The sequence below is a fragment of the Pseudonocardia sp. N23 genome (assembly GCF_002583555.1).
Taxonomy (GTDB): domain Bacteria; phylum Actinomycetota; class Actinomycetes; order Mycobacteriales; family Pseudonocardiaceae; genus Pseudonocardia.
On the sequence record NZ_BEGX01000005.1, the window covers coordinates 55,373 to 68,267 of the forward strand.

The 12,895-nt window shown below is 72.1% G+C and carries 13 protein-coding genes; 4 read left to right on the forward strand and 9 right to left on the reverse strand.

Annotated elements, in window-relative coordinates:
• Positions 1–32: 32 nt before the first annotated feature.
• From TOK_RS03455 to TOK_RS03495, 9 genes are all read right to left on the reverse strand, one after another.
• On the reverse strand, positions 33–224 hold the full coding sequence (locus TOK_RS03455) for a hypothetical protein (RefSeq protein WP_098956313.1): 192 nt from the start codon (positions 222–224) through the stop codon (positions 33–35).
• 143 nt (positions 225–367) lie between these two features.
• A complete protein-coding gene (locus tag TOK_RS03460) occupies positions 368–1,327 on the reverse strand; it encodes a methionyl-tRNA formyltransferase (RefSeq protein WP_098956314.1) in 960 nt (319 codons plus the stop codon).
• Between the two features lie 149 nt (positions 1,328–1,476).
• Complete coding sequence (locus TOK_RS03465) at positions 1,477–2,835, reverse strand: lysine N(6)-hydroxylase/L-ornithine N(5)-oxygenase family protein (protein WP_098956347.1); 1,359 nt, start codon at positions 2,833–2,835, stop codon at positions 1,477–1,479.
• Positions 2,836–3,015: 180 nt separating this feature from the next.
• On the reverse strand, positions 3,016–3,687 hold the full coding sequence (locus TOK_RS03470; protein WP_253258155.1) for a TetR/AcrR family transcriptional regulator: 672 nt from the start codon (positions 3,685–3,687) through the stop codon (positions 3,016–3,018).
• Positions 3,684–4,835, reverse strand: coding sequence for an acyl-CoA dehydrogenase family protein (locus TOK_RS03475; RefSeq protein WP_098956315.1), 1,152 nt, complete (start codon positions 4,833–4,835; stop codon positions 3,684–3,686). The genes TOK_RS03470 and TOK_RS03475 overlap by 4 nt, the downstream gene beginning before the upstream one ends.
• Before the next feature lie 23 nt (positions 4,836–4,858).
• A complete protein-coding gene (locus TOK_RS03480; RefSeq protein WP_098956316.1) occupies positions 4,859–5,620 on the reverse strand; it encodes a 3-hydroxyacyl-CoA dehydrogenase in 762 nt (253 codons plus the stop codon).
• Positions 5,621–5,669: 49 nt separating this feature from the next.
• A complete protein-coding gene (locus tag TOK_RS03485; protein WP_098956317.1) occupies positions 5,670–6,815 on the reverse strand; it encodes a thiolase family protein in 1,146 nt (381 codons plus the stop codon).
• Positions 6,816–7,015: 200 nt separating this feature from the next.
• Positions 7,016–7,516, reverse strand: coding sequence for a MarR family winged helix-turn-helix transcriptional regulator (locus TOK_RS03490; RefSeq protein ID WP_172457386.1), 501 nt, complete (start codon positions 7,514–7,516; stop codon positions 7,016–7,018).
• Positions 7,517–7,524: 8 nt separating this feature from the next.
• Positions 7,525–10,095 (reverse strand): MFS transporter, encoded by a 2,571-nt coding sequence (locus TOK_RS03495; protein ID WP_374754849.1) that lies wholly within the window; start codon positions 10,093–10,095, stop codon positions 7,525–7,527.
• A gap of 209 nt (positions 10,096–10,304) precedes the next feature.
• Here TOK_RS03495 and TOK_RS03500 point away from each other — a divergent pair, with 209 nt between their 5' ends.
• From TOK_RS03500 to TOK_RS03515, 4 genes are read left to right on the forward strand one after another with little or no spacing between them, the layout of a single operon-like run.
• Complete coding sequence (locus TOK_RS03500) at positions 10,305–10,928, forward strand: AIM24 family protein (protein WP_098956319.1); 624 nt, start codon at positions 10,305–10,307, stop codon at positions 10,926–10,928.
• A gap of 2 nt (positions 10,929–10,930) precedes the next feature.
• Complete coding sequence (locus TOK_RS03505; RefSeq protein WP_098956320.1) at positions 10,931–11,581, forward strand: AIM24 family protein; 651 nt, start codon at positions 10,931–10,933, stop codon at positions 11,579–11,581.
• Between the two features lie 10 nt (positions 11,582–11,591).
• On the forward strand, positions 11,592–12,350 hold the full coding sequence (locus TOK_RS03510) for an AIM24 family protein (RefSeq protein WP_098956321.1): 759 nt from the start codon (positions 11,592–11,594) through the stop codon (positions 12,348–12,350).
• A 40-nt stretch (positions 12,351–12,390) separates the two neighbouring features.
• Positions 12,391–12,894, forward strand: a complete 504-nt coding sequence (locus TOK_RS03515; protein WP_253258157.1) for a hypothetical protein — start codon at positions 12,391–12,393, stop codon at positions 12,892–12,894.
• The last annotated feature ends 1 nt before the right edge of the window (position 12,895 follow it).

Genomic DNA, 12,895 nt, shown 5'->3' on the forward strand with positions numbered 1-12,895 from the left:
CCGATTCCCCGTTGGCCTGCTCGCGGCAGCGCTCACCGCCGTTCGCCGGAAAGCCCCTCGGGGTGGGCTTCGTCGTCGAAGCCCGGATCGACAAGCTGGGCAAGGACGACCTGCGCACCCAGGTGTCCACCGGTCTCGGTCTCGACGAGGGCGCCGAGACCGAGACGCTGAGCGCCGAGAAGGCTCGCGGGCGACCAGCTGTTCCAGAACCTGAGCGCCGTCAAGGCGGGGCACGTCGTCCGTCTCGGCGGGTTCGAGACCGAGGTGGCCGCCGCGCTCGGGTCCGGCAGCCCGCTGGGCCTGCCGACGGCGCTCGACGCCGTCGTCCCGCAGCTCGCGCAGGCCTACCCGCGGACCTGAGCCGGGGTCAGTCCGCGTCCCGCGGGTGGGCGGTCAGGTACTCGCCCATCCGCGGGAAGTAGTCGGCGGCGTCGATCTCGCGGCCGTCGTCGAGGCGCACCCGGTGGATCAGGACACCGCGGTTGTGGCCTCGGCGCGCGTCGGCGCCGGCGACGATGACGACGCTCGACCCGCGCCGGATCACCACCCGGCCCGGGGTGCCCCCGATCGCGTCGTCGGTGACCGACGCCGACAGGATGCGGATCCGCTCTGTGCCCCGGTAGCAGTACGCGTTGGGGTACGGGTCGACCTGCGCCCGGACGAGGTTGAAGACGTCACGCGCCGGCCAGGTCCAGTCGATGCGGTTCTCCTCCGCGGTGCGCCGGTGGAAGTACGACGCCGCACGGCGGTCCTGAGCCGGCCAGTCGGTGCGCCCCGACTCGAGCAGCGCCAGGCCGTCGACGGTGATCGGGCCGAACATCGCGAGCGTGCGGTCGAACAGCTCGACGATCGTGTCGTCGTCGGTGATCTGCGTGGCCCGCTGGAGCACGACGTCGCCCGCGTCGAACTCGGGGTTCATCATGTGGGCGGTGACGCCGACCTCGGGCTCGTCGTTGATCAGCGCCCAGTTCAGCGGCGCGAACCCGGCATAGGCGGGCAGCAGCGCGTCGTGCACGTTGAGGGTGCCGAGGCGCGGGATCGAGTACACCTCCGGCGGCAGCCAGGTGCGCCAGTTCGACACCACCATGACATCGGCGTCCGCCGCGGTGATCGCCGCCTTGACCTCGTCGTCCTCGGCCCGGTTGCGCACGAGCAGCGGGATGCCGCGGTCGGCGGCGAGCTCGGCCACGGACTCGTTGAAGATCTTTTCGTAGGCCGAGTCGCCGTCGGGGTGGGTCACGATCAGCGGGACCTCGTGGCCGGCGTCCAGCACCGCCTCGATGGTGCGCCGCCCCCATGTCATGTAGCCGAAGGCCACCACGCGCATCCGGGAATCTCCTCGTTCGTCCGCCCCGGTGCGGTGCCGGGGACGTGTGTCGGCGACCCGGGGTTCCGGGCCGTCGGATCGGGACGGGCGCGCCGTGACGGCTGCCGGTCGGGCACGCGGGTCAGGGCACGCGGGTCAGGGCGCGCGGGTCAGGGCGCGGTGCGCAGCTCGGCGAGATCGGTGCGGGCGTCGCCGCTGGGCGCGGGTGCCGCGATCGAGGACACGATCTCGCCCGCCCGGACGGCGACGTTGGACAGCAGCGTCGACGAGATGCCGTGGGTGTGCTCGGTCGCACCCTGGACGTAGACGCCGGCACGCAGGTCCGGCCGGGTCTCCAGGCGGTAGTCGCGGCCGATGCGCAGCCGCCCCGACGGGTCGCGCCGGCACGAGCCGGCCAGCTCGGGCAGCAGCCGCAGCGGGTCACCCGACCGGTAGCCCGTCGCGAAGACGACGAGATCGACGGCGACGACGTCGCGGCTGCCGTCGACGACCGACTCCAGCGCGAGCTCCACGTGGTCGTCGGTCTCCACGACGTCGCCGACGCGGGTGAGGTTGAGGATGCGCAGCCGTTCGGTCCCGGCGACGCGCTCGTGGTAGTGCCGCCGGTAGAGGTCGGTGATCAGCTCCGGGTCGACGACGGAGTAGTTCGTGTTGGCGTGGTAGCCGAGGATCCGCTGCTTGGCGTCATCGCTCGCGTCGAAGAAGTCGTCGACGGCACCCGGGTCGAAGATGCGGTTGGCGAACGGGCTGTCGTCGGCCGGGCTGTAGCCGTAGCGCGAGAAGATCGCGCAGACCTCGGCGCCGGGGAACGTGCGGTGCAGGAAGTCGGCGACCTCCGCGGCGCTCTGCCCGGCGCCGACGACCGCGACGCGCTCCGGCGACGTGCCGACGGCGTCGGGGGCGCGGTGCAGCAGGTCGCGGCTGTGCCAGATGCGCTCGCCCGCCACGACGCCCGGGGGCAGCTGCGGCGTGAGCCCCGTCGCGACGACGACGTTGCGGGCGCGGTGGCGGACCTCGCCCGCGACCGAGCGGACGACGACGGTGAGCACGTCGACGGTGCCGTCGGCCCCGATCTCGGGTTCGACGGAGACGACCTCGCAGCCGTAGTCGACCTGCTCGGCGAACGCCGCGGCGGCCCACTCCAGGTAGTCGTGGAACTCCAGTCGCGACGGCATCGAGCTGCCGTAGTTGATGAAGTCGACGAGCCGGCCCCGGTCGTGCAGGTACGACAGGAAGCTGAAGGGGCTCGTGGGGTTGCGCAGCGTCACGAGATCCTTGAGGTACGAGATCCGCATCGTCGCGTCGTCGATGAGCATGCCGCGGTGCCAGCCGAAGCGGGGTTGCCGCTCGAGGAACCGTGCGGTGAGCCGTCGGCCGCCCGCTCCCGCCACGTCGTTGTGCTCGGCCAACGCGATGGCCAGGCCGAGGTTCGACGGGCCGAAGCCCACACCGAGGACGTCGAGGACGGCCTCGGCGCCGGCGGGACCTGAGGGAGCACAGGTCGACATCGCCATCCTTCCGGGACCCGATCTGGACGAAGGGGTCATGGTCGCCATTCCTTATCTAAGGGCAGGCTAACTAAAGCAGGTGATCGCTCAGAGAGCCATCCGGGTGAGCTGTTCCACGGAACGACACGAGCCGTCACCGAGTGTGCATGCGACCCCGGTCTCCGATCGGTACCGAACGCATCAGTCGGCGAGCAGCGTCCTGACCAGGTCCTGCCACTGCGCGACCATCGGGTCGGAGGCTGCGTCACGGCTGTCGAAGGCGTAGGTCATGGCCGCGCCACGCATGCTCGTGAGCAGAAGATCACGCACTTGGCGGAACCGCGGATGCGACGACCAGGGTTCCCCCAGCATCCGCGCGAGGGAGGCGCGGATCACCCGGCCGAGACGGCGCTCCTCGGGCAGCAGGGCGCCCGCGATCTCCGGGTTGGTGCGCGCGGCGGTCCACAGCTCCAGTGCCGCCCAGAAATGGGACTCGTGGAACGACGCCCACAACGCGACCACGACCTGGTCGATCCGCTCCGGGCCCTCGACGTCCGCGCCCACGAGGGCGAGCACGCGCTCCTCGGTGTCACGCACCCGCTGCGCGGCGACGTGCTGTGCCGCCGCGACGAGCAGCAGGTCCCGCGACGGGAAATGGTGCAGCAACCGCCCCCGCGACACGCCGGCGCCCGCCTGGATCGCAAGCGTCGACGCCCCCGCGTAGCCCTCCGCGACGAGGCACTCGACCGCCGCGTCGAGGATGCGGGCGCGCCCGTCCTCGGCGCGCTGGGCCCGGGTGCGCAGGCCGCTCTCCGCGAGCACCGTCGTCTCCGGAGGCACCGTGAGCGACGGGTCCGGGGCGGGAAGGGTCACAGGCCCAACGACCGCCCGATGACTTCCTTCATGATCTCGGTCGTGCCGCCGTAGATGCGGGTGATGCGGGCGTCGGCGAACGCCTTCGCGATCGGGTACTCCGTCATGTAGCCGTAGCCGCCGAACAGCTGGAGGCAACGGTCGACGGTGCGGCCCTGCAGCTCGGTGCACCAGTACTTCGCCTTGCTGGCGTCCGCCGCGGTCAGGTCGCCCGCGTCGAGCGCCCGGACGCAGGCGTCGACGTAGTGCTGGGCGATGTCGATCTCGGTGTCGAGCTCGGCGAGGACGAACCGCGAGTTCTGGAAGGAGCCGATGGGCTTCCCGAAGGCCTTGCGCTCCTTGACGTACTCCAGCGTCAGGTCGAGGGCGTAGCGGGCCGCGGCGACCGCGGCGTAGCCGATCGAGAGCCGTTCCTGCGGCAGGTTGCCGACGAGCTGGGCGAAACCCTGACCCTCCTCGTCACCGAGCAGGTTCGAGACGGGGACGTGGACGTCGGTGAACGACAGCTCCGCGGTGTCCTGGGCGTGCTGGCCGAGCTTGTCGAGGTTGCGGCCCCGCTCGAAGCCCGCCATGCCCCGCTCGAGCACGACGAGCGACATGCCCTTGTGCTTCTGCGACGGGTCGGTCTTCACCGCGGTGATCACCAGGTCGGCGTTGATGCCGTTGGTGATGAACGTCTTGGCGCCGTTGACGACGTAGTGGTCGCCGTCGCGGATCGCCGTCGTCGTCATCGACGCGAGGTCCGACCCGATGCCCGGCTCGGTCATCGCGATGGCCGTGATCAGCTCGCCGGAGGCGATGCCCGGCAGCCACCGGGCGCGCTGCTCGTCGTTGCAGTACGCCATGAAGTAGGGCAGGCAGATGTCGTTGTGCAACGACAGGCCCAGGCCCGCGGCGGCCGCCCCGCAGGCCATGAGCTCCTCGTCCATCACCGCGTTGAAGCGGAAGTCGCGCACCCCGCCGCCGCCGAGCTCCTCGGGGATCTCGATCCCCAGGAAGCCCGAGCGCCCGGCCGTGGCGAACAGCTCGCGGGGCACGATGCCCGCCCGGTCCCAGTCGTCGTGGTGCGGCACGATCTCGGCCTGCACGAACTTGCGGAACGACTCGCGGAAGGCCTCGTGGTCGTCGTCGAACAGGGTGCGCTTCACCGATCCGTCCTTCCTGCGAGGTCCTAGCGGGGTGCCATGCGGATGGCGCCGTCGAGGCGGATGACCTCGCCGTTGAGCATCGGGTTGGCGACGATGTGCGCGGCCAGCGCACCGTACTCGGCGGGGTCGCCCAGGCGTGACGGATGCGGGACCTGCGCACCCAGCGACGCGCGGGCCTCCTCGGGCAGCGTCGCCAGCAGCGGGGTGTCGAACAGCCCCGGCGCGATCGTGACGACGCGGATCATCGCGCTCGCCAGGTCGCGGGCGATCGGCAGCGTCATGCCGACGACACCGCCCTTGGACGCCGAGTAGGCGGCCTGGCCGATCTGGCCGTCGAACGCCGCGACCGACGCCGTGTTGACGATGACGCCACGCTCCCCGTCGACCGGGTCCGCCTGGGTCATCCGCTCGGCCGCGAGCCGGATGACGTTGAACGTGCCGATGAGGTTGATCTCGACGACCCGGGTGAACAGGTCGAGCGGGAACGGGCCCTTCTTGCCGACGGTCTTGGCCGCCGGGCCGATGCCCGCGCAGTTGACCGCGACCCGCAGGGTGCCGAGCCCGGCGGCGACGTCGAGCGCCGCGCCGACCGCGGTCTCGTCGCGGACGTCGGCGGCAGCGAAGCGGACGGCGTCGCCCAGCTTCTCCGCGACCTGCTCCCCCGGCGAGCCGGGCAGGTCGAGGATGACGACCTTCGCGCCGGCGTCGAGCAGCTTCTCGGTCGTCGCCAGGCCCAGGCCCGACGCTCCGCCCGTGACCAGAGCGACGGAACCGTTGATGTCCATGTGGTGCGCTACCTCCAGGTGCGGCGGAGCAGAGTCGTCGGCGGAACGGTCAGAGCAGCTCGATGATGGTCGCGTTGGCCTGGCCGCCACCCTCGCACATGGTCTGCAGGCCGTAGCGGATCCCGTTGTCGCGCATGTGGTGGATCATCGTCGTCATGATCCGGGCCCCCGAGGCGCCGAGCGGGTGGCCCAGGGCGATCGCGCCGCCGTTGGGGTTGAGTGTCTTGGGGTCGGCGCCGAGGTCGGCCAGCCACGCCAGCGGGACGGGCGCGAACGCCTCGTTGACCTCGAAGACGCCGATCTGGTCGAGCGTCAGCCCGGAGCGGGCGAGCGCCTTCTCGGTGGCGGGCATCGGCGCCGTCAGCATGATCATCGGGTCGGCCCCGGCGAGGACGGCGGTGTGGACGCGGGCGATCGGGGCCAGGCCCAGCTCGGCGGCCTTCTCCGAGGTGGTCATCAGCAGCGCGGCGGAGCCGTCGGAGATCTGCGAGGCGTTGCCCGCGGTGATCACGCCGTCGGGCCGGAAGACGGTTTTGAGCTGGCCGAGGCTCTCCAGCGTGCCGCCGCGGCGGATGCCCTCGTCGGCGGCCACGACGGTGCCGTCGGGCAGCGTGACCGGCGCGATCTGGCCGACGAAGCGGCCGTCGTCCTGCGCGGTGGCGGCCTTCTCGTGGCTGGCGAGGGAGAACTCGTCGAGCTGGGCGCGGGAGAAGCCCCACTGCTCGGCGATCATCTCCGCGCCGACGCCCTGGTTCGGCATGTCCGGGCCGTAGCGCTCGGCGAAGCCCGGGCCGTAGGGGTTCGAGTCGCCCATCGACGACAGCATCGGCACCCGTGTCATCGACTCGACGCCACCGGCGACGACGACGTCGTACTGCCCGGCGACGAGGCCCGCGGCGGCGAAGTGCACCGACTGCTGGCTCGACCCGCACTGCCGGTCGATCGTGACGCCGGTGACCGTCTCGGGCCAGCCCGCGGCCAGGACCGCGGTGCGGCCGATGTCGCCGGTCTGCTCGGCGGACTGCGTGACGCAGCCCCAGATGACGTCGTCGACCGCGGCGGGGTCGACGCCGCTGCGCTCGGCGAGGCTGCGCAGCACGTGTGCGGACAGGTCCGCCGGGTGCACTCCCGCGAGGCCGCCCTTGCGTCGGCCGACCGGGGTCCGTACCGCTTCGACGATCACCGCATCGCGCACGCGCGCCTCCTGTTTCGACCGGGTGGCGACGACGAGGGGCGACGTCGCCTCCTCCGACGCTAGCAGCCGAACAGTCAGCGCTGACTGTGACGGCGGCGACTGTGACGGCGGCGACCGTGGGCGCGTCCCGGTGGGCGCGTCCCGGTGGGCGCGTCCCGGTGGGCTCAGTGGGCTCAGTGGGCTCAGTGGGCTCAGTGGGCTCAGTGGGCGACGACCGCCTCCGCGAGGTCCTCCAGCAGGGGGACGGCGGCGGCCAGGGTCACGAGCCCCGCCGTGTCGAGGCCCGCGATCCGCCGGGCGAGCAGCCCGGTCCCCCGGTGCCGGAGCCGTTCCAGGAGCGCGCCGCCGCCGTCGGACAGGCTGACCCGGGTGGCCCGCTGGTCGTCGGGATCGGGATCACGACGTACGAGGTCGAGCTCGGCGAGGCAGTCGACGAGCCGGGTCATCGTCGGCGGGCTGATCCCGATGCGCTCCGCGAGCGCCCCGACACGCAGCGGCCCGGCCGTCTCCAGGATCGACAGCGTCGCGATCCGGGTCGGGGTCAGGCCCACCTCGTCGTCGGGGGCACGCAGGGCGTGCGTGAGCCGGGACAGCGCGATGCGCAGCCGGCCCGCGAGCTCGGCGACGTCCTCGGACACCGGGTTCCCGGGGACGTCGACCGAGCCTGCTTCGACCGGCGTCATTGCCGGTGCGGCGGCCACGACCCGGCCTAGCCCGCCGCGGCCGGCGTCGCGCCGAGCCGCAGGTCGAGATGGGCGGGGCCGTCGCCCGCGAGGTCGACACGCTGTGCCGTCGGCCCGCCGTAGGACGCGGCCACGGTATAGGTGCCCGCGTGCAGCCCCTCCACGCAGTACTCGCCGTCGGACCCGCTGACGGCCGCGGCCACCACGTTGCCGTGCGCGTCGGTCAGCGTCACCGTGGCCCCGGCGAGCCGGCTGCCGCCCGGTCCGGTGACGACGCCGCCGAGGCGGGTGAGGGCGTCGGCCAGCTCGAGGTCGACGGTCGCGGGGGCGCCGGTGGCGACGCGGACCGTCGACGCCCGGGGGCGCCTGCCGGGCAGGCTCGCCGTCAGCGTCGTGTCCCCGGAGGGCAGCCCGGCGAGGACGAAGGCACCGTCGGGCCCGGTCGTGGCCCGCCCGACGACGCGCCCGGCCGAGTCGGTGGCGAGCACCGTCGCAGGGACGTCGGCGGCCACCGGGCGGACGACGCCGCGGACCGAGCCGCCGCCCTCCAGGCTGAAGTCGCGTTCGACGCCGCTGCCGTTGAGCGTGACCGCAACGGCGTCGGCCTGGAAGCCGGGTGCGGTCGCGACGACGGTGTAGGTGCCGGGCGCCAGCCCGCTGAGCGCGTAGCTGCCGTCGGGCTCGACGACCGCCCTGCCGACCTGGCTGCCGTCGCCCGCGGTCACCACGACGACGCCGTCGCCGATCTCGCTGCCGTAGGCGGCGAGGACCCGGCCGACGAGCTCACCCGCCGGGACGGGGCCACGCGGGCGCGGGCGGGACTCGTCGACGATCTCGCTGGGGCCGCCGCCCGCCTCGCCCGCCACGGCGGCGAGCTCGGCACCGACGCTCTCGCGGGGCGTGGCCTGCAGGTGCCGGGCGGCGGCCGCGCGCCGGCTGCCGGTGAAGAACGACGCCACCGCGGCGACGAGGCAGGCGATCACGGCGAACAGGAACGCGGCCGCGAGGCCGTCGGAGAACGGCTGCGAGATCAGGTTCGGGAAGAAGCTGCGCCCGGTGAGGAACGCGGCCTGGTCCGGCGGGATGGTGCCGAGGACCCCGCCGAGCAGCTGCTGGATCGGGTTGTAGCCGAGGAAGGCGGCGAAGAGCACGCCCACCGGCGGCAGGTCGGCGATGTTCGACGCGTCGGCCGCCGGGACGCCGTGGGCCAGCAGGCCCGACTCCATGACGCCGGGCAGGTTCGTCGCCAGGCCCGCGATCATGAGGCTGAAGAACAGGCCGATGGAGAGCACCATCGCGGAGTTCTGGAACGTCGCGGTCATGCCGGCGCCGGCGCCGCGCGAGCCCGCGGGCAGGCTGTTCATGATCTCGGCCCGGTTGGGCGAGGAGAACAGGCCCATGCCGATGCCGTTGAACAGCAGCAGGGCCGCGAACGCCCAGTAGTCGAAGTCGACGGGAAGCAGCTCCAGCAGCAGGAACGTCACCGCCGAGATGATCATGCCGCCGCTGGTGAACCACCGGGCGCCGAGCCGGTCGGACAGGACGCCCGACAGCGGCGCGGACAGCAGGAACCCGATCGTGAGCGGGAGCATGTAGATGCCTGCCCACAGCGGTGTCTGTTCGAAGCTGTAGCCGTGCTGGGGCAGCCAGATGCCCTGCAGCCAGATGATCAGCATGAACTGCAGGCCACCGCGGCCGAGCGAGGCGAGCAGGTTGGAGATGTTGCCGAGGGTGAAGGCCCGGTTCTTGAACAGCGACAGCTCGAACAGCGGCACCGCGACCCGGGTCTCGATGATGCCGAAGGCGATCAGGACGACGACGCCGCCGATGATGCAGGTCAGCACGAGCGGGCTGGTCCAGCCCATGGTGTGCCCGCCGTAGGGCTGGATGCCGTAGGTGATGCCGACGAGGACCGCGATGAGGCCGACCGCGAAGGTCGCGTTGCCCCACCAGTCCATCTTGGCGCGCGTGCGGGTGCCGGTGTCGCGCAGCTTGAGGTAGGCCCAGATCGTGCCGAACACACCGAAGGGCACGGACACGAGGAAGACGAGGTGCCAGTTCACCGGGCCGAGCAGGCCGCCGATGACCAGGCCGAGGAACGAGCCGGCGATCGCGGCGACGCCACTGATCCCCAGCGCCATGCCGCGCTGCCGCTGCGGGAACGCGTCGGTGAGGATCGCGCTCGAGTTGGCCATCAGGAAGGCGCCACCGACGCCCTGGATGATGCGCCAGATGATCAGCCACCACGCGGCGGCGTCACCGTGCTGCCACGTGACCGCCAGGAAGATCGACGAGATCGTGAAGACCGCGAAGCCGAGGTTGTACATCTTGGCCCGGCCGTACATGTCGCCGAGCCGCCCGAAGCCCACGACCAGCACCGCGGTGACGACCAGGAAGCCCATGATCATCCACAGCAGGTAGCTGGTGTTGCCGGGGCCGAGGGGGTCGATGCCGATCCCCCGGAAGATGTCCGGCAGCGCGATGAGGACGATCGAGGAGTTGATCGTCGCCATCAGCAGACCGAGCGTCGTGTTCGACAGCGCGATCCACTTGTAGTGCGGGTCCGGTTCGGCCGGTCCTCCCCGGTTCGTGTCCAGCTCGGTTTCCCGCACCGTCGACCGTGCAGGCGCCACGCTCACCAACTCCTACGTCACGTTCATTTAGTTGCTTTACACTAAGAAAAAATGCATCAGTGAGCGATGCGATTGGTCCGTTTCCGGCGGTGTCGGGCCTCACAAACGCCCGTTCGGCCGCGGACGACCGGGACGGTGGCGGACGAACCGGACGGGCGTGCCAGGATCGCGGCATGCAGCCCTTCCGGCTCCACGGCACCCGCATCCTGGAGGTCAACCTCGGCGGCGGCTCCGTACGCGCGGCGACCGGCTCGATGATCGCCTACGACGGCGACGTGACCTTCAAGAACGCCGGCATGGGCGGTGGCGACGGACTGCGCGCCGCCCTCAAGCGCCGTGCCACCGGCGAGTCGATCTCCCTCATGCAGTGCAGCGGCAAGGGCACCGTCCGGTTCGCCAAGGACGCCATGGAGATTCTCGTCGTCGACCTGGCGGGCGGCACGCTGCGCGCCGAGTCCGAACGTCTGCTCGCGCTGTCCGACGGGCTGTCCACCGACGTCGCGTTCTCGGGCCTGCGCGGCGCCTCCTCGGGCCAGGGCCTGTTCACGACGACCGTCTCCGGCCACGGCGTCGTCGCCCTGCTCTCGGCGGGCGGGCCACCGATCGCGCTCGAGGTCTCCCCGCAGTACCCGCTGGTCGTCGACCCCGACGCATTCATCGCGAGCCAGGGACAGCTCGACCAGACCTTCGTCACCGACGTCTCGTGGCGCAACCTGATCGGCGAGAGCTCGGGTGAGGCGTTCTCCCTGCGCTTCGACGGCCAGGGCGTCGTCTACATCCAGCCCGAGGAGCGCTGAGCGTGGGCTTCACCGAGATCAACCACAAGGTCGTCGCCGCCCAGGTCGAACCGGGCCGCGAGATCCTCGCCCGCCGCGGCGCGATGCTCGCCTACACCGGCTCCGTCGGGTTCAGCCCCGTGCACGCCGGACCGGGCGGCGTCGGCGGTATGGCCGGGCGGATGTTGCAGGGCGAGCAGGTGCCGATGATGGTCGCCCAGGGCAGCGGCACCGTCTACTACGGACACCGCGGCCTGCACGTCACCGTCGTCGAGCTCGACGGGTCCGGGCCTCTCACCGTGGAGGCCGACCGGCTCGTGGCCCACGACGCGCACCTGCAGTCCGCCGTCGTCTTCCTCGGTTCGCAGGGCGGGCTGCGCGGGGCGGTGCGCGGCGCCGTCAGCGGGCAGGGCCTGTTCACCACCCAGCTCCACGGCGTCGGCGCCGCGGCGCTGCTGTCCCACGGCGGCACCATCGCCCTCGACGTCCGCCCCGGCGTCGTGACGACCGTCGACCCGCAGGCATTCGTCGCGCACGTCGGCCAGGTGAGCGCCGACGTCTCGCTCAACGCGAGCTGGCGCGACGCCGTCGGCCGCGGGTCCGGTGAGGCCGTGCAGCTCAAGCTCACCGGCCACGGCACCGTGTTCGTCCAGGCGTCCGAGCAGAAGATCTGAGGCCCGCGAAGTGACCACTCCCCTGTCGCCGCAGACCCTGCCCGACAACGACAACATCCCCGGCAACCACTACGCCTACTGCGTGCGCCTGCAGGGGCGGCTGTTCATGCAGACCGGCCGGATGATCGCCTACTACCCCGGTCCCGGCGGGCAGCCGATCCGGTTCGAGCCGCTGACATCGGCGAGCATCGGCGGCATGGTGGCGGCGCGCTTCTCCGCGCCGCTCTACACCCGCGACTGGGTCGTCGCGTCGGGCGCGGGGCACCTGATCCTCGGCGACCGCGGCTACGACATCAACAGCTACGACCTCGACGAGGGCAACCTGACCCTGCGTGCGTCGAACCTGCTCGCCTTCGACGAGACCCTCGAGCTCAAGCAGTCGATCGTGCCGGGCTTCCTCACCCTGATCGGCACCGGGAAGTTCCTCGCCTCCAGCTCCGGGCCGGTGATCTTCGCCGAGCCGCCGATCAGGGTCGACCCACAGGCGCTCGTCGGCTGGGCCGACTGCCCGTCGCCGTCGCACCACTACGACGCGGGCTGGATGGCCGGGTTCCTGCAGTCCGCCATGGGGTTCTTCGGCGCCGAGTCCGGCGAGGAGCGCCAGTTCGACTTCACCGGCGCCGGGACGGTGCTGCTGCAGTCGAGCGAGAGCGGCGTGGCGGACCCGCACCTGCTGCGGCAGCTCGAGTCGCAGCTCGGCGGGCTGGGCACGCCGGGACTCACCCACCTCCAGGGCGTGATCTCCCAGCAGCTCGCGCGGGAGCGCTGAGGGCCCGGTTCTGTCGGTGGGCGCCGCTAGCGTCCGCGGCATGGACGAGACAGCCTCGCGCGACTCATCGAGAGCCGCCGCGCCGATCATGGACCGCATCACCGCGGCGGTCGAGCGGTCGCGCCGGGGGGACATCGAGGCCGCGGCCGCGGAGTTCGACTCGTTGTGGGACGAGCTCGCCGGGCCCGACGGCGACCCGTTCCACCGCTGCGTGCTCGCCCACTACGCGGCCGACGTCCAGCCCGACCCGCACGCCGAGCTGATGTGGGACGAGCGGGCGCTCGCGGCGGCGGCCGGGGCGAGCGACGACAGCGCCCAGGCGCACCATCCCTCGCTCCACATCGCCGGGTTCTACCCGTCGCTGCACCTCAACCTGGCCGACGTGCTGCGCCGCCTGGGCGATCACGGGCGTGCCCGCGAGCACGTCGAGGCCGCGCGGGCCCGGATGGACGACCTCCCCGACGACGAGGCCACCGCCGGCTACTGCGAGACGATCCGCACGGCGCTCGACCGCGTGGAGCGCGACCTCGACGCCGCACGGTAGG

Excerpts from the sequence above, each read along its gene's own strand:
- TOK_RS03460 (WP_098956314.1), bottom strand. The coding sequence starts at position 1,327 with ATGCGCGTGGTGGCCTTCGGCTACATGACATGGGGGCGGCGCACCATC.
- TOK_RS03465 (WP_098956347.1), bottom strand. The coding sequence starts at position 2,835 with ATGTCGACCTGTGCTCCCTCAGGTCCCGCCGGCGCCGAGGCCGTCCTC.
- TOK_RS03480 (WP_098956316.1), bottom strand. The coding sequence starts at position 5,620 with ATGGACATCAACGGTTCCGTCGCTCTGGTCACGGGCGGAGCGTCGGGC.
- TOK_RS03500 (WP_098956319.1), top strand. The coding sequence starts at position 10,305 with ATGCAGCCCTTCCGGCTCCACGGCACCCGCATCCTGGAGGTCAACCTC.
- TOK_RS03515 (WP_253258157.1), top strand. The coding sequence starts at position 12,391 with ATGGACGAGACAGCCTCGCGCGACTCATCGAGAGCCGCCGCGCCGATC.